This window comes from Paenibacillus sp. yr247, from assembly GCF_900103825.1.
GTDB lineage: Bacteria > Bacillota > Bacilli > Paenibacillales > NBRC-103111 > Paenibacillus_E.
The window spans coordinates 855,314-875,840 of the sequence record NZ_FNIF01000001.1; the positions used below are offsets into that span (position 1 = coordinate 855,314).

Genomic DNA, 20,527 nt, shown 5'->3' on the forward strand with positions numbered 1-20,527 from the left:
TTCTTTTTTGTATAAAGGTTAATGTTCTAGGAAGGAAGTATAAAGAAATGAAAATGTTGGAGAGTCAAACCCAATCTGTACCTGATAATTCGGAAATTAAGAAAAGTGTTCCATGGATTTATTATGTCATCTTTTTTGCTGTACTGAACGAATCCGTTTTTAACGTATCGACCCCAAGCATTGCCAAGCAGTTCGGGCTGGATGCTTCCGGAGTAAGCTGGGTAGTGACGATCTTTTTTATCGTCTTTGGGATGGGGATGGTGATATTCGGAAAGCTTTCCGATATGTACAGCGTCAAAAAACTCATTACAATTGGAATCATCCTGTATAGTTTGGGTTCTGTTCTGGGCTTTGTATGTCAATCTTGGTACCCCGCTGTCATTGTTTCCAGAGCTATTCAAGGAGCTGGAGGTTCGGCTATCCCGGCATTGATTTTCGTCATGGTTGCCCGGTTTTTCACAGTGGAAGAACGGGGGAGAATGTTTGGTATTATCACATCGACGGTATCCTTCGCAATCGGAATTGGTCCTGTACTCGGGGGTTATATTGCAGGTTCGTTCCACTGGGCTTATTTGTTTCTTGTTTCGATCCCCGTTGTCATCGCGATTCCTTTTTTCCAAAAGTTTCTGCCAAAGGAACCACGCAGAGCAGGTAAATTGGATGTTGTTGGAGCGGTGCTGCTGGGAGGTGTCGTGTCGATGCTGATTTTGTTTACAACAAAAGCAAATTGGCTTTATTTGCTGATAGCTCTCGCAGCTCTTATCCTATTTATCGTTCAGATCCGCCGGGCGAAGGAACCGTTCGTTGAGCCCACACTTTTCACCAATCCACTATACCGAAATGGACTGATCATCGGCTTTCTTATTTTCGGAACCGTTATGTCCGTGATGTTTGTAATCCCGCTGATGTTAAGTAAAATATACGGTCTGAGCACGGAAAATATCGGACTCATTATGTTTCCCGGGGCCATTAGCGCGGTCATCTTTGGCAAGGTTGCCGGCAATATGACGGTCAAACGAGGAAGTCATTTTGTCGTATATCTGGGACTTACTTTAATCGCGGTTAGTCTCCTGCTGCAATCTTCAACAATCGGGCTTTGGGTATGGTACATAGGGGCAGCCCTCGTTATGATGTACATCGGATTTTCCTTCATGCAAACGGCGTTAACGGAAAGCATTACGCACATATTACCGGGTCACCAAATCGGCGTCGGAATGGGTTTTTTCAATATGACATCGACGATTTCCGGAGCCGTCGTAACGGCTCTCGTGGCGAAAGTGATGGAGAAAGAGCTGTTCGCTTTCCCGCTACATCCGCTTATTTCTGACTCACATGCCTATTTGTATGGCAATCTTATTTTGATATTAAGCCTAGTTGTCGCCGCGAGCACGTTGTTGTATTACCTATCTTTCGGCAAAAAAAACCCGCAACCGGTCCATGAACCGATTTGAATCGATAGTAAAGTCGGCTTAGAAAAACATCGTCTATTGGCGGTGTTTTTTCTTTGTTTGTAATTCCTGTTTGACGGGAGATGTAGTAGTTATGAGGAAAATTCATGTCACAGGTATAAGCCTTCATGAAGGGGTGTATATATAAAACATGTTGTTGGAAGCGGTTACAACTTGTCCTGCTATCCAACAAACCACCGAATTTATCCTCGGCAGACCATGAAGGAAAAGCCATCAATGTCGAAGGAGGCGGTCGCATGCATGTGTCCTATACGGATGAGCAGAACATGATTCGTTCCATGGTGAGAGACTTTGCAAAAAACGAGATCGAACCTACGGCTGCTCTACGGGATGAAGAAGAGAGATTTGATCGCGCATTGTTCGATAAAATGGGTGAGATCGGTTTAACAGGTATTCCGTGGCCGGAAAAATACGGCGGGCTTGCGTCCGATTTTATCACGTATGCAATCGTCGTAGAAGAGCTCTCGAGGGTATGTGCTTCTACAGGGGTTATGCTTTCCGTACATACCTCACTTGCCAGCTGGGCGATCTATAAGTATGGCACAGAGGCGCAGAAACTTCAATTTTTGCGGCCCTTAGCTGAAGGGAAAAAGCTAGGAGCCTACAGCTTGACTGAAAGTGGTTCTGGCTCTGATGCGGGGGCGATGAGAACAACTGCGAAGAAGGATGGTGACAGTTACGTCTTAAACGGCTCCAAACTGTTCGTAACGAATGGAGGAGAGGCAGAAGTTTATATTGTTTTTGCGATGACAGACATGCAGCAAAGGCAAAAAGGATGCAGCGCATTTATCGTGGAAAAGGGGGCTGCTGGATTTATTTTCGGCAACAAAGAAAAAAAGCTGGGGATTCGTTCGTCTCCGACAATAGAAATGAGGTTTGAGAACTGCCGTGTTCCTGCAGAAAACTTGCTTGGGCAAGAAGGTGAAGGCTTCCGAATTGCAATGAGGAGTCTCGATGGCGGCCGTATCGGAATTGCTGCGCAAGCCCTTGGAATTTCGCAGGGTGCAATGGATGCATCAATTTCCTATGCCAAGGAACGAAGTCAATTTGGCAAGCCGATCGGAAAACAGCAAGCCATCGCCTTTAAGATTGCCGATATGGCGACTAAGATTGAAGCGGCCAGACTGCTTACGTATCAGGCTGCATGGAGGGAAAGTAAGGGTTTGACTTATGGGAAGGAAGCCGCCATTGCCAAGCTTTTCGCAAGTGATACGGCGGTTCAGGTGAGTATTGAGGCAGTACAAATTTTCGGAGGCTACGGCTACACCAAGGATTTTCCGGTCGAGCGGTATTTGCGCGATGCTAAGGTAACACAGATTTATGAAGGGACGAACGAGATTCAGCGTCTAGTGATATCCCGCATGCTTCTTGCCGACTGAATGAAGTAGAAGGATCAGACGAAGGGAGAGCGATGAGATGAGTGACTTACATCGGCCTGGGCTTGAAAATGTCATTGCTAGCGAGACCGACATCTCTTATCTGGATGTTGAGAACGAAGAAATCGTTATTCGCGGCTATGACCTTATTGAGCTTGCGAAGAAAGTAACCTACCTAGATATTGTGGGCCTGCTACTTGAGGGTTCACTGCCTACTCCGAGTGGACGGAACGCCATAGAAGGTAAACTAAAATCGGAATATGGGCTGCCTTCGAATGTGTGTTCAATTCTACAATTGCTCCCTGAGCAAGCCGATTTAATGGATGTCTTACGAACAGGTATCTCAGCAATGGCTAGTTACGATGAAGAACTCGATGATCGTTCCAGAGAGGCCAACACCCGTAAAGCGATCCGTTTGCTAGCGAAAGTTCCACAAATATTAGCGTGCGGGTATCGGGCGAAAACGAAACTGCCTTTCTTAGATCCACGTAAGGAGCTGTCTTTTACAGCTAATTTTTTGTATATGATTACTGGACAGGTGCCCACCAAGATGGAGGAGGATATCTTTGATCAATCTCTGATTGTCTATAGTGAGCATGAAATGCCGAATTCTACATTTGCAGCGCGTGTTATCGCTTCAACTCAATCCGATTTGTATGGTGCGTTGACCGGCGCTGTTGCTTCACTAAAAGGGACTTTGCACGGCGGCGCCAATGAAGCGGTTATGGCCATGCTGTTAGAGGCAGGGTCGGAAGCCAACCTCGAAGCACTGATGCTTAACAAGTTATCGCAGAAGGAACGAATTATGGGCTTTGGACACAGGGTCTATATGAAAAAAGCGGATCCGCGAGCACTGCTTATGAAAGAGGCTTTAGCTGATCTCGCGATAGAAAAAAATCAACCGGAGCTATATAACATGTGTGTCCTTGGCGAAGAAGTCATGAAGCGAGAGAAAAATCTGCATCCGAATTTGGATTATTATGCAGCGCCCGTTTATTATTTGCTCGGTATTCCGATTGATTTGTTTACACCGATATTTCTCGCTGCCCGTACCATTGGTATTAGCGCGCACGTGATGGAACAACACGGTAATAATCGACTGTTTCGGCCTCGAGTACACTATACAGGACCGCGGGGTTTACATCCTTCAGAACCACAGACTCGCTAAGTAGAAAGGACGAATGAGTATGAGCGGTACCGAGAACCTGGAAAATAAGGAGATGACATTTGACCCCTTAATTGTGGAAATTGCTAACTATACATTGGATGCCGAAATTGAAAGTGAGGAAGCGTATCGCATCGCGCAGCATGTCTTACTGGATTCACTTGGAACCGGATTACTCGCTTTGCGTTTCCCGGATTGCGCTAAGCATTTGGGTCCGATTGTACCAGGTGCGACCTTGCCGGGAGGTGCTCGTGTACCGGGGACGAGATATGAGCTAGATCCCGTCCATGCGGCATTCAATATCGGCTGCATGATCCGTTGGCTCGATTATAACGATACTTGGCTGGCTGCGGAATGGGGGCATCCTTCGGATAACTTGGGCAGTATTATAGCTCTCGCCGATTATCTAAGCCGCACCAGATTAGCGGAGGGGAAAGCACCGCTCTACGTCAAAGATGTCCTAACGATGTCAATTAAGGCACATGAGATTCAGGGGGTGCTAGCACTTGAGAACAGCTTAAACCGTGTAGGATTAGATCATGTTCATCTCGTGAAAATAGCCTCTACGGCCGTGGCGACGGCGATGTTAGGGGGAAGCAGAGAGGAGGTATGCAACGCGCTTTCAAACGCATGGATTGACGGAGCCAGCCTAAGAACTTACAGGCATGCTCCGAATACAGGTTCGCGCAAATCCTGGGCAGCCGGGGATGCCACAAGTCGCGCGGTACGTCTAGCTTTGATGGCTGTTGGCGGGGAAATGGGGTATGCATCGGCACTATCCGCCAAGAATTGGGGTTTCCAAGATGTCTTGTATCAGGGAAAGGAACTAACATTAGGACGCTCACTCGGTACCTATGTCATGGAGCATATTTTATTTAAAATATCATTTCCAGCTGAATTTCATGCTCAAACGGCAGTTGAATGTGCGCTGGAGCTGCATCCTTCGGTGCATCACCGATTGAACGAAATTGATACCATCACATTGACCACCCATCAATCTGCGATTCGGATTATCGATAAGAAGGGACCCCTACATAATCCGGCAGATCGGGATCATTGTCTGCAATACATGGTTGCCATCGGGCTGCTGTTTGGCACATTGACCGCTGAGCATTATGAGGAAATGGTGGCGAAAGATCCTCTTATTGATGCGATTAGGGAGAAAATGGTCGTCGTAGAAGATGAGCAGTACAGCAAGGACTACCTGGATCCTGACAAACGTTCGATCGCAAACGCAATCCAAATTCATTTCAAAGATGGCACGTCAACAGAGAAAGTGGTTTGTGAATATCCAAACGGGCATCGTAGGCGCCGGGACGAAGGTTTACCGAAGGTGATCGAGAAATTTGAAGCTCATTTATTAACACGCTTCCCTCGGAAAAAGACAGCGGAAATTCTGAAGCTTTCTCTTGATTATGAGCGTTTGATTCAATTACCTTTTCAAGAGTTCATGGCGCATTTCATTATTTGACCGTAGGTTATTTAAGTTTGGTTAATGCAGGAGGTCTCTATGGCATGGCTGATTGAAGAAGAACCAGATCAACAACGCCTGGCTGCCGAATTTCGCAAACTGGTGGAAGCGGGTCCGATTGTCAAAATCCCCGGCACCCACGACGGAATGGCCGCAAGAATAGCCAAGCAAGCTCATTTTAAAGCTATTTATCTGTCAGGAGCAGCGTATACTGCTAGCAGAGGATTTCCTGATTTAGGCCTCATTTACTCCAATGAGGTGGCGGAACGTGCCCGTGAGCTGGTTCGTGCAGCTGGACTTCCCCTGCTGGTAGATATCGATACAGGCTTCGGCGGTATTTTGAACGTAGCAAGAACCGCTAAGGAAATGGTGGAGGCGAAAGTCGCAGCCGTTCAAATTGAAGATCAGGAAATGCCGAAGAAATGCGGGCATTTGAACGGCAAGAAGCTTGTTCCTGTTGAGGAAATGATTCAAAAAATTCGAACCATCAAAGCCATCAGTCCTACGTTATATATTGTGGCACGTACGGACGCCAAGAGTGTTGAGGGGATAGAAAAAGCGATTAACCGAGCGAAGCAGTATCTCGCTGCCGGAGCGGATGCGATTTTCCCAGAAGCGTTGGAAAATCAAGAGGAATTTCAAAGCTTTAGCAACGAAGTGAACAGTCCGTTACTAGCGAATATGACGGAATTCGGACGAACACCGTATTTTACGGCGGAGCAGTTTGAAAGCTGGGGATTCCGAATGGTCATTTACCCGGTCACTTCGCTTCGAGTAGCTGCCAGGGCTTATGAGAAAGTATTTGAGGAAATTAGTCAAACCGGAACGCAAATAGGCTCTCTAGGCAATATGCAAACTCGAAACGAGCTGTATGAGACGATTCGATATTACGATTATGAAGCGTTGGATGGGAAAATAGCCAAAACCGTTTTGCCTGAAATTGACTAGGCCTCACTGATATCCTGATGTCGGTGGGGTCTTTGCCTACACCAAGTCGCCGAGGGAGGTAATGGCATGGACTTTAACTTATCGGAGGAACTGCAAATGGTTCGCTCGATGGTCCGTGATTTCGCCAAAAACGAGGTCGAACCGAGCGCTGCCCAGAGGGATGAGGAAGAACGGTTTGACAGGGCATTATTTGACAAAATGGGAGAGCTCGGTCTGGCTGGCATACCTTGGCCTGAAGCCTACGGTGGACTCGGCTCCGACTATGTGACCTACTGTCTTGTTGTGGAAGAGCTGTCTCGCGTTTGTGCCTCAACAGGGGTAACGTTATCGGCGCATATTTCACTCGCGGGCTGGCCTATTTATACATTTGGGACAGAAGAGCAAAAGCAAAAGTATTTGAGGCCGATGGCGGAAGGGAAGAAGCTTGGCGCATATGGTTTGACGGAGAATAGCTCCGGTTCCGATGCTGGATCCATGCGAACGACGGCAATACGTGACGGTGATCACTATGTCCTTAACGGTAGCAAGATATTCATTACGAATGCAGGTGATGCGGACATCTATGTGGTATTCGCTTTGACGGACCCACCGCAAAAACATAAGGGCTGCAGCGCGTTTATTGTGGAGAAAAATACGGCAGGATTTACTTTTGGCAAAAAAGAGAAAAAACTGGGCATACGCTCATCGCCTACGATGGAGATTATTTTTGACAATTGCATCATCCCAAAGGAAAATCTGCTCGGGAATGAAGGGGAAGGATTTAAAATCGCGATGCGGACGCTTGACGGCGGCAGGAGCGGGATTGCAGCCCAGGCTGTAGGGATTGCCCAAGGAGCGCTAGATGTTTCCGTGGCTTATGCCAAGGAACGAAGACAGTTTGGTAAGCCGATTGGGCAGCAGCAGGCGATTGGCTTTAAGCTCGCTGATATGGCAACCAAAATTGAGGCGGCTAGGCTTTTAACGTATCAAGCGGCTTGGCGAGAGAGTCAAGGGTTGTCATACAGCAAAGAATCCGCTTTTGCCAAGCTATTTGCGGGGGATACCGCGATGGAGGTGACCGTGGAAGCCGTTCAAATTTTCGGGGGATATGGCTATACGAAAGCATTTCCCGTTGAACGTTATATGCGCGATGCGAAAATAACGCAAATTTATGAAGGGACGAATGAAATCCAACGTATGGTTATTTCACGAATCCTTCTGTCAGACTGAGGAAGGGAGGTGCAGCAGTGGCAACAGCGGGATCGGATACGAACTATCGTGCAAAGCATAAGGTGAGATTCGTAACGGCTTCAGCCTTATTTGACGGTCACGATGTGTCCATTACGATTATGCGGCGGATTCTTCAAGCCAGTGGCGCAGAGGTCATCCATCTCGGTCATAATCGATCGGTTGAGGAGGTTGTGCAAGCAGCGATTCAGGAAGACGTACAGGGGATTGCTGTTTCATCGTATCAAGGCGGGCATGTCGAGTTCTTCACCTATATGATTGATTTATTGCGAAAAAAAGGGGCGCCCGATATTAAGATCTTCGGAGGCGGAGGGGGCGTAATTCTTCCTTCGGAAATCAACATGCTTCATGACTACGGCGTTACTCGACTCTTTTCGCCGGACGATGGAAGGGATCTTGGCCTGCAAGGGATGATTAACTACATGATGAAGGAGTGTGATTTTAGTACCGTTTCCGGCTATGTTCCCGGTTACGAAGCAAGCGAATTAGGGGATTATAAAGATCACAGATCGATAGCCCGCTTCATTACGGCAGCCGAAATGGCTTGTGATTGCAAGGAATCGACTTCCCTGCTAGAGGCAATAAGTAAAATGCAAGCTAGTGGAGCTTCATGTCCAGTTGTTGGCATAACCGGCACGGGAGGTGCGGGTAAAAGCTCCTTAACAGACGAATTAGTCCAGCGTTTCCTGCGTCAGTACCCGGATAAAACGATAGCCATCCTATCGGTCGATCCAACCAAGCAGCGAAGCGGGGGGGCTTTGCTCGGGGATCGAATCCGCATGAACGCTGTTCATAACGACCGTGTGTATATGCGTAGTCTGGCTACGCGAGGATCGGGCAACGAATTGTCCGTTGCTCTCAGCCCTGCAATTGCTGTCTTGAAGACGGCCGGATTTGATATCGTTCTAGTAGAAACCAGTGGAATAGGTCAAGGAGATCACCAAATCATAGAATTGGCTGATGTTTCACTCTATGTGATGACAAGCGAATTCGGCGCTCCCTCACAGTTAGAAAAGATTGATATGCTCGATTACGCCGATCTGATTGCGATAAATAAATTCGATCGAAGAGGCTCGGAGGACGCACTTCGAGATGTGAAGAAGCAAGTTCAAAGAAATCATGGTTTATTCGACCATGCGTATGAAACCATGCCAGTTTATGGAACGATGGCCAGTCAATTTAACGACGTAGGCGTAGATACTTTATTCACCGCTCTTATCCGTACTTTGAACCGAAAATGCACTTTGCAGTGGCCGGTACACGGCTTTTCATCTGGCCTTCATGGCAAGACGCATGTCATCATCCCGGTTGAGCGTACACGCTATTTAGGCGAAATCGCTCAAACGGTTCGGGCTTATCATGCGTTCGCGGAAAGGGAAGCCGAACTGGCAAGTACCTGTTACCGTATCGAAGGAGCGATAATGGCTGTTGAGCAGGAACTTGGAGCCGACGGAAGTAAAACTGTGCTGCAAACACTCCAGAAGAACTATGAGAATCGCATGCAAAAAGAAACACGCAACCTGCTGGCCCATTGGCCGGAGCTTCAAAGGCAATACACCGGCAAAACACTCATTACCCAAGTACGGGATAAAGAATACGTGACGGAGCTAACAACGCCAAGCTTATCGGGGCTTGACATCCCAAAGGTCAGCTTGCCAAAATTCCATGATGCGGGCGATCTCATCCGCTGGTTATATCGTGAAAATGTCCCTGGGGAATTTCCGTATACAGCAGGTGTATTTCCTTTCAAACGAACGGAGGAAGACCCCAAACGCCAGTTTGCAGGGGAGGGAACACCAGAACGAACCAACCTGCGTTTTCATTATTTGTCACAAAACGATCGGGCAAAGCGTCTTAGTACCGCATTCGACTCTGTTACTTTGTATGGGGAAGATCCAGATGAGCGGCAGGACATTTTTGGCAAAATCGGTGAAAGTGGCGTTAGTATTTGCACACTGGATGATATGAAAAAGCTGTATTCCGGTTTCGATTTGTGCGATCCGATGACATCGGTTTCCATGACGATCAATGGTCCAGCTCCGATTATTCTGGCGATGTATATGAATACGGCGATTGATTTTCAGCTGCAGCGCTTCGCGCAAGAGCATGAGAGAACACCAACTTCGAAGGAAGCAGACGAGATCCGACGGGTAACGCTGAAATCAGTGAGAGGGACAGTTCAGGCTGACATTTTAAAGGAGGATCAGGGGCAGAATACGTGCATTTTTTCAACGGAGTTTGCACTACGGATGATGGGCGATATTCAGCAATATTTTATCGATCATGAGGTCCGTAATTATTACTCGGTTTCTATCTCAGGCTATCACATCGCCGAGGCAGGTGCGAATCCGATCTCACAGCTCGCTTTTACACTGGCTAACGGGTTTACTTACGTCGAGTATTATTTGTCTCGGGGAATGTCTATCGACGATTTCGCGCCGAATCTGTCTTTCTTCTTCAGCAATGGGCTGGATCCGGAATATACGGTGATTGGACGGGTGGCACGCCGAATTTGGGCTACGGTTATGAAGATCAAATACAAGGCTAATGAACGCAGCCAAAAGCTGAAATATCATATCCAAACGTCGGGTCGTTCTCTTCATGCGCAGGAAATTGATTTTAATGATATCCGTACTACATTGCAGGCCCTTATGGCGCTTCTTGACAACTGCAACTCGCTTCATACGAACTCTTATGATGAGGCGATTACGACGCCAACGGAAGAATCCGTACGCCGAGCGATGGCCATTCAATTGATTATCACGAAGGAGCTTGGTTTTGTTAAAAACGAAAACATGCTGCAGGGCTCGTTCATCATTGAGGAATTGACCGATTTGGTCGAGGAGGCCGTTTTACAAGAATTAGAACGCATTAGTGAGAGGGGCGGCGTGCTGGGAGCCATGGAATCTCAGTATCAAAGGGGTAAAATCCAGAATGAATCGATGCTGTATGAAATGAAAAAACATCATGGCGAGCTGCCCATTATTGGGGTGAATACGTTCCTTAATCCTAATCCTCCAAATGGAGAGGACTTGAATATTCCGCTAGCGCGAGCAACGGTAATGGAAAAAGAGCAGCAAATCAACAATCTCAGGGAGTTCCTTAAGCGAAACCAAGGAGATTCACCCACGGCTTTAGCCAAACTGCAGCAAGTGACACTGGAGGGTGGCAACATTTTTGCTGAATTGATGGATACGGTCAAAGTAGCAAGTCTAGGGCAAATTACCCGAGCACTTTATCAGGTAGGCGGGCAATATCGCAGAAATATGTAAAAGAAGAGAGGAGGAGTTGCTATGTCTTCTCAGCACGTCAACAAACATCATCAGCTCGGTTTAACAGATGAACAGGTGCTGATGATGTATACCTTTATGCTCAAAGCGAGAAAGTATGATGAACGTGCTACGCAGCTTCAACGATCAGGCAAAATCGCTTTTCACATTTCCGGTATCGGTCAAGAAGCAACACAGGTAGCAGCAGCTTTTGCGTTAGATAAACAGCATGACTATTTTCTCCCTTATTACCGGGATTACGGATTAATTCTTACGGTTGGCATGACGATTCAGGAGCTTATGCTAGCGGCGTTGTCTAAAGCGGAAGATCTCAATGGAGGGAGGCAAATGCCGGGGCATTTTGGCTACAAGAAGCTTCATATCGTTTCGGGATCGAGCCCCGTTGCCACACAAGTTTTACATGCAGTTGGCATCGCATTGAAGGCAACGATGCGAAAGGAAGATCATGTCGCAATCGTCACATTCGGTGAAGGCTCCAGCAATCAAGGGGATGTGCACGAAGCCTTCAATTTCGCTGGGGTTTTCAAGCTGCCTGTGATCTTCCTGTGCGAGAACAATCAGTATGCGATTTCGATTCCTGTGCATCGACAAGTGGCCGGGCGTGTTGTCGATCGTGCAGCGGGGTATGGCTTCCCAGGTCAGCGCGTTGACGGAAATGATGCATTGGAGGTGTATCGTGCGGTCAAAGAAGCTAGGGAACGTGCCGTTCGCGGTTACGGACCGACATTGATCGAAGCCATGATGTATCGGATCCCGCCTCACTCCACGGCTGATGACGATATGCTGTACAGAACGAAGGAAGAGGTCGAATATCATAAGGAGCAGGATGGCTTTCAGCGATTCCGTCGCTATTTGATGGAGAGCGACGTGCTCAGTGAAGAGTTAGACCGAGCGCTGAATGAGAGCATTAAGAAAGAAGTGAATGAGGCAACGAAATATGCTGAAAAGTCTCCTTATCCCGCTCCGGAGGACGTGCTGAGGCATGTTTACGCTGAAGATGGGGGTGATACTTGAGATGCCAATTCTAACATACCTAGAAGCCATACGTTCTGCGATGACGGAGGAAATGGAGCGGGATGAGCACGTTTTTGTTCTTGGGGAGGATATCGGAAAGGGCGGCGTTTTGAATGCGACGAAGGGCATGCGAGACCGGTTTGGTGAGCTGAGAGTCCTCGATACGCCGCTTTCTGAATCTGCCATCGTGGGGGTTGCGATTGGAGCCGCACTGGTCGGCATGAGGCCGATTGCGGAAATCCAGTTTGCCGATTTTATTTTCCCTGCGGCTAACCAAATCATAAACGAAGCTGCTAAAATCCGTTATCGTTCCAATAACGACTGGCATTGTCCGATTGTGATACGTGCCCCTTACGGGGCGACAGGCGGAGGCGGGCTGTATCACTCGCAGTGTCCAGAATCGGTCTTTTTCGGCACGCCAGGACTCAAAATTGTAGCACCGTCCACAGCTTATGACGCCAAGGGATTGCTGAAAGCAGCGGTGAGGGACGATGATCCTGTCCTATTTTTCGAGCATAAGAAATGTTATCTCTCTGTTTCCGATGAGGTGCCAGCAGATGATTATATCGTACCCATCGGCAAGGCAGTCACCCGGCGAGAAGGTACTGATATCACGGTTATTGCCTACGGTTTGTCGGTTCATTTTGCGCTTAAAGCTTCAGCGGAGCTGGAGCTAGATGGGATTAGCACACAGGTACTAGATCTGCGGACGCTTCATCCCCTCGATAAGCCCGCTATTTATGAGGCTGCGGCAAAAACCGGAAAAATCTTGATTGTCCACGAGGATAATAAGACAGGAGGAATCGGTGCGGAAATATCGGCACTTATAGCGGAACACCTGCTGTACGAACTTGATGCGCCCATTATGCGATGCTGCCCTCCGGATGTTCCCGCTGCGGGCATGGCGCCAACATTGGAGAAATTTTACCTGCCGAATGTCGACACCGTGAAAGAAGCCATGCGCCAATTAGCGGAAATCTAAAAGGAGGATGGGTATGGCGCAAAACGAGGAGCTTGGTACTAATCAACCAGGTGATCAGATTCATGCTGTAACCCCAATGAGAAGCAAGATTGCTTCACGTATGCAGCAGAGCGTCTCTGAAATTCCCCATGCTTGGTTGATGATTGAAGTGGATGTCAGTAATCTCGTCGCTTTGCGACAAAGTCTGAAAGATACCTTTATGAGGAAAGAGGGCGTTCCGCTTTCGATCAGCCCTTTTGTATTGAAACCGATTGTGAATGCCTTGAAGGAGTTTCCACAGCTTAATTCGTCATGGGCTTCGGGGGGCATCATTGTCAAAAAGGATATCAATCTTTCTATCGCTGTTGGTTCCGAGGATTCCGTCGTAACACCCGTCATTCATAAAGCGGATCGTAAATCCGTTGCAGGATTAGCAATTGAGCTGTATGAATTGGTCAAGCGGGCAAAAAGCGGATCATTGTTGCTTTCCGATATGCAAGGAGGTTCATTTACATTCAATAATACCGGCTCATTTGGATCCGTTCTTTCCTATCCCATCATCAATTATCCGCAGGCTGCTATGCTTACTTTTGAATCGATTGTTCGTAAACCCGTGGTTATTCAGGAGATGATAGCGATTCGGTCGATGGTCAATCTTTGCCTTTCGTTTGATCATCGGGTTTTGGACGGGATGATTTGTGGGCGCTTCATGCAGCGGGTAAAGGATTATTTGGAAAAATATGATCAAGATACGGTCATCTATTGAGAACAATGGAGGATTAACCAATGAGGGAAACTGTGATTGTAGGTGGTGCTCGAACCCCTTTCGGTAAATTTGGAGGCACCTTGAAAGAAGTCCCGGCTGTTGTGCTTGGTGGAACTGCAATCAAAGAAGCGATCAAACGTTCTACCCTTGAACCGGGAGACATTGACGAAGTGGTCATGGGGATGGTGCTGCAAGGTGGTACTGGACAAATACCATCACGTCAGGCAGCTCGTTTGGCTGGCCTGGACTGGAGCGTAACGACGGAGACGATTAATAAAGTGTGTGCTTCCGGGCTGCGTAGTGTTACATTGGCAGATCAAATCATCCGTTCAGGGGATGCCGATACGATTGTAGCAGGCGGGATGGAGAGCATGAGCAATGCCCCCTTTTTGCTGCCGAGCACCCGATGGGGAGCACGTATGGGGGATCAGAACGTCGTTGATCTGATGATTCATGATGGTCTCATGTGCTCATTTCACAACGTGCCTATGATCGTTCATGGCAGCCTAGTTGCCGCAGAATTCGGAATAAGCCGCGGGGCGCAGGATGAGTGGGCTCTTCGCAGCCATTTACGAGCTATTGAGGCGAAGAATAAAGGCTATTTTGCTGAGGAAATCGTCCCTCTTGCCATCGAAAGTAAACATGGAAAGGTGGAGGTTGATCAAGACGAAGGTCCGCGAGCAGACGCGAGTCTTGAAAAGCTTGCCGCACTACCTGCAGTTGTGAAGGACGGAACGATAACGGCAGGAAATGCACCCGGCGTCAATGATGGAGCGGCTGCCATGGTCGTTATGTCCAAAGAAAAGGCCCTGTCTCAAGGGATAAGGCCGCTTGCTACCATAATCGGCCATGCAGCCGTGGGGGAAAGAGCGCCTTACATCGCAACCACGCCATCTTTGGCGATTCAAAAGCTTTTGCGTCAAACGTCTATGTCACTTGAGCAAATCGACAGGTTTGAAGTGAATGAAGCATTTGCTGCGGTCATGTTGACCAGCGGTAGATTACTTGGTTGGAATCCGGAGGTAGTCAACGTTAATGGGGGAGCTATTGCACTCGGGCATCCCATTGGAGCCAGCGGTACCCGTATCATACTTACATTAATCCATGAGCTGCGCCGAATAGGGGGGGGGTACGGAATAGCCGCGATTTGCAGCGGTGCTGCTCAGGGTGACGCCATTCTCTTGCGTGTGGATGGTTAAGAATGTCTGAAGAGGGAGGAGACCGTATGAATAACATAAAGACCATCATGGTCGTCGGTGCAGGGCAAATGGGAAGCGGGATTGTACAGGTGGCGGCTTCTTCAGACATGAATGTGCTCCTGCATGATATTTCCGCGGAGCTTCTTGACAGAGGTTTGATGTCGATTAACAAACAACTAAGTAGAAGTGTGGAAAAAGGGAAGCTCACGGAAGAAAGGAAGGCAGAAATTCTGAGTCGAATTCGGCCTACCGAGTTTGTAGAACAAGCGGAGCAAGCGGATCTTGTCATAGAAGCAATTTCAGAAAATATGGCATTGAAGGTTTTGTTATTCCACAGGTTGGATGGTATATGCCCGCCTGAGGTCATTTTGGCCACGAATACTTCATCGCTCCCCATTTCTGAGATTGCAGCTGTGACGGGGCGGCCTTCTCAAGTCATCGGGATGCATTTCATGAACCCCGTTCCGGTTATGCCTTTGGTTGAGGTCATCCGTGGTTTAGAAACCTCGCAGGAAGTGTTCGAAGTGATCTACCAGCTGAGTGAAAAAATGGGCAAAACCCCCGTAGAAGTGAAGGACTTTCCTGGGTTCGTCTCTAATCGTATCTTGATGCCGATGATTAACGAAGCTGTCTTTACCGTATATGAAGGCGTAGCTTCTGTGGAATCGGTTGATAAAGTGATGAAGCTCGGCATGAATCATCCTTTGGGGCCCCTGGAGTTGGCGGATTTCATCGGATTGGATACATGTCTATCTATTATGGAAATACTTTACGATGGCTTTAAGGATCCGAAATATCGTCCATGTCCATTGCTGCGGAAGTACGTAAAAGCTGGGCGTTTGGGGCGCAAATCTGGGCAGGGGTTTTATCAGTACAATGTGTGAAAAACATTAGAAATGGACAGTCACTTTACTTTGGGGCTGTCCTTTTTGATTTTTTAAATCAGAAGGAGGAAGATAGCAGGGATATTATGGGATTTATTGAATTAAAACTTAGGAAAGTAACATAAATAAATTTATGCCGGAAAGAGCTTAGCCTGAAGCTATTATTACCAGGATCATGATGAGGAGCAAATTATGAGTAGCGATTGCTTGGGATGTAAATTAGCCAATGGTGAAGTAATCACACACGTTATTTACGAAGATGAAGTGATTACTTGTTTCCTGGATATTGCCCCGATGAATGAAGGTCATTTATTACTACTGCCTAAGAAACATTACTTAGATTTAGATGAACTAGACGACATAACAGCAGCAGCAATCCTGAAAGCGTCATCTAAACTATCGAAGATTATTAAAGATATCTATAAGCCAGATGGAGTAACGATCATTCAAAACGGAGGTAAATTTAATGATCTGCAACATTACCATATGCATGTATTTCCTAGATATGAAGCAGATGGTTTTGCTTGGGTAGAGCCAGAAGATAAGAATAACAATAAAAATCGCTTGGAAGAAACAAAGGAAAGAATATTGAATCACATTAAAAAAAATAACTTTGAAATAAAAGAAGTGAAAGTTTTGATTCCTGAAGAGCTTTCCGAATTATTAACGGAGAGCGCTGAAGAGGGATTTAGGCATATTCATAGATTAATAAATGACTACATTGCTGGAATTAATAAGTTTAATAACGAAGGTGAAGCGCTGTTTGAATGCCGAGTAAATAATAGAGTCATAGGAATTTGTGGATTAAACCAAGATCCGTACTTTGGAGAAGGGATAGGAAGGGTTAGGAGACTTTATATCATGAAGGAATTTCGGAGACATGGAATCGGAAGGAAAATGACAGAAGCGGTCATAAACAAGGCTAAAAAACATTATCGAAAACTGTTATTAAAGACGGATAACCCGGTTGCTGGTGAGTTTTATAAGACTTTAGGATTTGAGGAAATTATGAACGAGGAGAAGATGACACATTGTTTAGTCCTGATTTAAATCCTAAAAATAAAAATCGTCAAATGTTATCTGCAAGTATCTATTTCAATGACCCTGACGGGAATAGCCTAGAACTCATATCATTTTTAGAGGATGAACCTCAAATCCTGGACCATGTACCTTATTTAAGTGAGTGGGTTGAAATGAACAAAACAATAAAAAGAGATTCCCGTGGACAGAATGGTGGTTCATATGAACAACTGTGAATATTGCAATATCAGTTTTGAAAATCAGAAAATAATTTTGGAGAACAAGCATTGCTTTTATTTACAATTAATAAATCCTGAAATTGAAGGATCAGGAATCATCATTCCAAAAGAACATCGAGAAACGGTGTTTGATTTAACGGAAGAAGAATGGCTCTCCACTTATGAATTGATGAAAGAAGCTAAGAAAGAAATAGATAAAATACATAAACCGGATGGTTATAATGTTGGCTGGAACTGTGGGAGTGTCGGAGGTCAGCATATTTTTCATTCACATTTACATGTTATTCCCAGATACGTAGATGAAACCTATGCAGGTAAAGGAATTAGGAATTGGATAAAGAGTCCGGATAACAAGCGAGTCGGTAAAAAGGAGATAACACATGAATGATCATGAAATCATTGAAATTAATTCTTTAGAAGATAATGTATTAGAAGAACTATCAGATCTCTTAATAGACATCGTTGAAGATGGGGCTTCTATCGGTTTTTTGCCACCTTTTCGAAAAAAAGGTATCGCGAAAGCATTAATGGTTACCCTAGAAAACAGAGCAAAAATGGAAGGCAGAAGTTTGTTAATATTAGATACCAGAGCAGGTGATCTGTCCAATATCTTATATAGATCTCTCGGTTATATGGAAGCGGGGCGTATTCCGAACATTGCTCAGTCAGCAGATGGTAGTTTGGATGCTACTATTTTTTATTATAAACTGATCTAATTTATAGAATTATGAAAATAAGCTGGGGCGAAGGGCGAAGCCTGTGGCTTTTTTTTTTACCACTGAAACATTTATCACGTACGTAACGTTAAGAGGATGTAGTAAGATAATCTACTAAAAGGAGAGTACTAACTTTGAAAAAACTAGCAGCTTTAACTTTAACAACAGCACTTGTAAGCAGTTTGACTTTTAGCACGGCCTTCGCTTTTAAGGATGTTGAGGAAGGACAAGAAGCTGCGGTGTCTGCTTTACAAGAACGTGGCATTGTTAGTGGGGTAGATCAGGACCATTTCGTTCCAAAAGGAAAAATTAGCTATGCCCAAAGCGTGCAAATGATTGTAAAAGGCATGAATTTGAACCTAGATCTGCTGCGTTTTTTTAGACAACCGTTAGCTACTGACTTTTATACGAATGTTCCGAATGATGCTTGGTATGCGGATGCTTTTATTATTGCGCATTACAAAGGTTTGGACCTACCGAAGGATGTTAACCCGAACGCTACAATTACTCGTGAACAATTTGGATATTTGCTCGTGAGTGCTTTGGAAAAGAAGGGACATTTTCCATTAGTGAAAATGGTTATCCCAATCAAAGATGAGGATCAGATCACAGTCGATTATCAAGGCGCTTTACAACGACTGCTGCTTTATAAAATTGAGCAGCTAGACAAGGATGGCAAGTTTAATCCGAAGGCTGAACTCACTCGTGGCGAAGCAGCAAGGTGGGTTTATAACGCAGTTCGCGTCTTGGAAAGTCATACTGAGAAACCACCAGTACCCGTAGAAGAAGTAGCTGTAACTGTGGAAAAAGTAAACGACGATGTCAATAAAGTAACGCTGTCCAGAGGCGTAAAACCAAACCCAGGTTACAGTATCGCCATTCAAAGCGTTCGATTTGATCAAAACGGTCAAGCGGTGATTACGTATACCCTGCAAGATCCAAAACCGGACACGATGTATGCTGATGTGATGACGGAAGCGAAAGCCGTAACTTACGTTTCATCTGCTTATAAAGCAGTTACTGAATCAGCAGTAGCAAACTAATTTAATAGCTTATTTATGTGTGCTGCTTACCATTAAGGTGAGCAGCACTTTTTCGTATACCCCCCGAGAATGGCCGCTGCATGCGAACAAGTATAAAGATGCAGTTAAGTCATAATCAACTAATATACACGCTACTATGGGCACCGTCTATTGAACAGCGAGAAGGAGCGAGTCATGTTAAAGAGATTGGAAGAACTGTTTGGTGTTGATTTGGGCACCTGTAATACACTTATTTATCAACAAAGAAAAGGTATTGTTCTGCAAGAGCCATCTGTCGTCGCCATTCAAACGGATACAGGGGAAATCAAAGCTTTTGGCCAAGAAGCCTATAACATGATTGGAAGAACGCCAGCTAATGTGGAGGTCATCTATCCCTTAAAGGACGGCGTTATTGCTAATTTTGATATGACCTTAGCGATGCTTAAATATTTTATTGGCAAAATAAAAAGAAGTTATCATTGGTTCCGCAGCTTCCATGTCCTGATATCCGTACCTTGTGGGATAACGAATGTACAAAAACGAGCCGTTGAAGAAATGATTGTACATAAAGGAGCAAGGAGATCCGTCACGATCGAGGAACCTTTAGCTGCGGCTATGGGCGCTGGTCTTCCTGTTGCTGAGCCAATTGGAAGTATGGTCCTTGATATCGGCGGAGGGACAAGTCAAGTAGCTATTATCTCTCTTGGAGGAATTGTCGTAAGTGAGACGGTTCGTCGTGGAGGGATGTCGATTGATCAGGATATTATGGAATACGTGAAGAAAACTTACAATATGGTCATTGGAGAACGGACCGCCGAGGACATCAAGAAGAATGTCGCAGCAGTTGTAAAACCTGTGAAAGAGGTTCGGATGGACATCAGAGGGCGTGACCTCATGGAAGGTTTACCTCGTAGTATATCGATTTCATCAAGTGAAACTTTCGAGATTCTGGATGATTTTATAAAATCGATTGTGGAATGCATACGCCTGGCGATGGAGAAATGTCCACCGGAACTAGCCGGTGACGTGATGGAACAGGGCATCCTGTTATGTGGCGGAGGCGCATTGCTGGAAGGATTGGATAAGCGCCTGCAGCAAGACTTGGGCGTTCCCGTTCATCTTGCAGAGAACCCGATGGAGTGTATTGCTGAAGGTACAGGGAAAATGCTAAACTTCAATGGGTCGATAATTGAGCGGTCTAGCAAGCTGATAATCGAAGATCGTGAAAGCGTCCAATAAGGAGGCTTTTCCATTGAAATTTAGAGCAGTATCTGAACAAACGAAAATGAATTATATGCTTTGGAGTATCAAAAAGGAAATTTTCAAAGAAAATACGTATTTGAGCTCACTTCCTTATGACCCTACACCGATCATAGAGGTCGTGAAACACCATATTGATACATGGGATCCCATTAAGCTATTAGCTATGGATGGTCCTGCTGATGAGTATGACGGTGAAACCCGAACCCTAACTATTTATATGACAAAACATCTAACGGATTTGGACACTCATTCACTCAGCAAAGCCATCAATAAAATATTTGGCGATTCCTTTCGAGATGAATTTCAAGTAGATGAAGAGTCTTTTGAAATTGCCTCAAGTATCAAAAGTTCACTAAGATCTAGCCATATCATTGGTTAAAAGTTAAGCATCATAGACACCATAATTGGTGTCTTTTTTGCGTAGAACGTTTGGTCGCAAAGTTGCATTAACCTGTGTTTTATAAGAGAATAGAGAATGAGGTATAGAGAAATGGGGT

Annotated in this window: 18 protein-coding genes and 1 pseudogene; all 19 read left to right on the forward strand. The window is 45.9% G+C overall.

Annotated elements, in window-relative coordinates; translation table 11 throughout:
* Positions 1-47 precede the first annotated feature (47 nt).
* The 19 genes and pseudogenes from BLT91_RS04030 to BLT91_RS04120 all read left to right on the forward strand — a co-directional run bounded on the left by BLT91_RS04030 (position 48) and on the right by BLT91_RS04120 (position 20,409).
* On the forward strand, positions 48-1,451 hold the full coding sequence (locus BLT91_RS04030; protein ID WP_090816832.1) for an MFS transporter: 1,404 nt from the start codon (positions 48-50) through the stop codon (positions 1,449-1,451).
* 254 nt (positions 1,452-1,705) lie between these two features.
* A complete protein-coding gene (locus BLT91_RS04035; RefSeq protein WP_090816835.1) occupies positions 1,706-2,848 on the forward strand; it encodes an acyl-CoA dehydrogenase in 1,143 nt (380 codons plus the stop codon).
* Between the two features lie 37 nt (positions 2,849-2,885).
* The gene (gene mmgD / locus BLT91_RS04040; protein WP_090816838.1) at positions 2,886-4,013 is read left to right on the forward strand and encodes a citrate synthase; all 1,128 of its coding nucleotides are present in this window, start codon (positions 2,886-2,888) and stop codon (positions 4,011-4,013) included.
* Positions 4,014-4,032: 19 nt separating this feature from the next.
* The gene (locus BLT91_RS04045; protein WP_254776772.1) at positions 4,033-5,481 is read left to right on the forward strand and encodes a bifunctional 2-methylcitrate dehydratase/aconitate hydratase; all 1,449 of its coding nucleotides are present in this window, start codon (positions 4,033-4,035) and stop codon (positions 5,479-5,481) included.
* Between the two features lie 39 nt (positions 5,482-5,520).
* A complete protein-coding gene (gene prpB / locus BLT91_RS04050) occupies positions 5,521-6,429 on the forward strand; it encodes a methylisocitrate lyase (protein WP_090816841.1) in 909 nt (302 codons plus the stop codon).
* 66 nt (positions 6,430-6,495) lie between these two features.
* The gene (locus tag BLT91_RS04055) at positions 6,496-7,638 is read left to right on the forward strand and encodes an acyl-CoA dehydrogenase (RefSeq protein ID WP_090816844.1); all 1,143 of its coding nucleotides are present in this window, start codon (positions 6,496-6,498) and stop codon (positions 7,636-7,638) included.
* Positions 7,639-7,655: 17 nt separating this feature from the next.
* A complete protein-coding gene (gene icmF / locus BLT91_RS04060) occupies positions 7,656-10,928 on the forward strand; it encodes a fused isobutyryl-CoA mutase/GTPase IcmF (RefSeq protein WP_254776773.1) in 3,273 nt (1,090 codons plus the stop codon).
* A 21-nt stretch (positions 10,929-10,949) separates the two neighbouring features.
* The gene (locus tag BLT91_RS04065) at positions 10,950-11,960 is read left to right on the forward strand and encodes a thiamine pyrophosphate-dependent dehydrogenase E1 component subunit alpha (RefSeq protein ID WP_090816847.1); all 1,011 of its coding nucleotides are present in this window, start codon (positions 10,950-10,952) and stop codon (positions 11,958-11,960) included.
* Position 11,961: 1 nt separating this feature from the next.
* The gene (locus BLT91_RS04070; RefSeq protein ID WP_090817293.1) at positions 11,962-12,942 is read left to right on the forward strand and encodes an alpha-ketoacid dehydrogenase subunit beta; all 981 of its coding nucleotides are present in this window, start codon (positions 11,962-11,964) and stop codon (positions 12,940-12,942) included.
* Positions 12,943-13,009: 67 nt separating this feature from the next.
* Positions 13,010-13,687: pseudogene (locus BLT91_RS04075) on the forward strand (dihydrolipoamide acetyltransferase family protein); the annotation flags it as partial.
* Between the two features lie 20 nt (positions 13,688-13,707).
* Positions 13,708-14,886, forward strand: coding sequence for an acetyl-CoA C-acetyltransferase (locus BLT91_RS04080; protein WP_090816854.1), 1,179 nt, complete (start codon positions 13,708-13,710; stop codon positions 14,884-14,886).
* A 26-nt stretch (positions 14,887-14,912) separates the two neighbouring features.
* Positions 14,913-15,770: a 3-hydroxybutyryl-CoA dehydrogenase gene (locus BLT91_RS04085; RefSeq protein WP_090817296.1), complete on the forward strand. Its 858-nt coding sequence runs from the start codon at positions 14,913-14,915 to the stop codon at positions 15,768-15,770.
* Between the two features lie 192 nt (positions 15,771-15,962).
* Positions 15,963-16,820 (forward strand): GNAT family N-acetyltransferase, encoded by an 858-nt coding sequence (locus BLT91_RS33425; RefSeq protein WP_090816857.1) that lies wholly within the window; start codon positions 15,963-15,965, stop codon positions 16,818-16,820.
* A complete protein-coding gene (locus BLT91_RS04095) occupies positions 16,802-17,026 on the forward strand; it encodes a hypothetical protein (protein WP_090816860.1) in 225 nt (74 codons plus the stop codon). Before BLT91_RS33425 ends, BLT91_RS04095 begins: the two co-directional genes overlap by 19 nt.
* Positions 17,013-17,417, forward strand: a complete 405-nt coding sequence (locus BLT91_RS04100) for an HIT family protein (protein WP_090816863.1) — start codon at positions 17,013-17,015, stop codon at positions 17,415-17,417. The genes BLT91_RS04095 and BLT91_RS04100 overlap by 14 nt, the downstream gene beginning before the upstream one ends.
* Positions 17,410-17,745, forward strand: a complete 336-nt coding sequence (locus tag BLT91_RS04105) for a GNAT family N-acetyltransferase (RefSeq protein WP_090816865.1) — start codon at positions 17,410-17,412, stop codon at positions 17,743-17,745. Before BLT91_RS04100 ends, BLT91_RS04105 begins: the two co-directional genes overlap by 8 nt.
* A 134-nt stretch (positions 17,746-17,879) precedes the next feature.
* Positions 17,880-18,788, forward strand: coding sequence for an S-layer homology domain-containing protein (locus tag BLT91_RS04110; RefSeq protein WP_090816868.1), 909 nt, complete (start codon positions 17,880-17,882; stop codon positions 18,786-18,788).
* Between the two features lie 174 nt (positions 18,789-18,962).
* The gene (locus BLT91_RS04115; protein ID WP_090816871.1) at positions 18,963-20,006 is read left to right on the forward strand and encodes a rod shape-determining protein; all 1,044 of its coding nucleotides are present in this window, start codon (positions 18,963-18,965) and stop codon (positions 20,004-20,006) included.
* A 13-nt stretch (positions 20,007-20,019) separates the two neighbouring features.
* Positions 20,020-20,409: a hypothetical protein gene (locus tag BLT91_RS04120; protein ID WP_090816874.1), complete on the forward strand. Its 390-nt coding sequence runs from the start codon at positions 20,020-20,022 to the stop codon at positions 20,407-20,409.
* Positions 20,410-20,527: the final 118 nt, after the last annotated feature.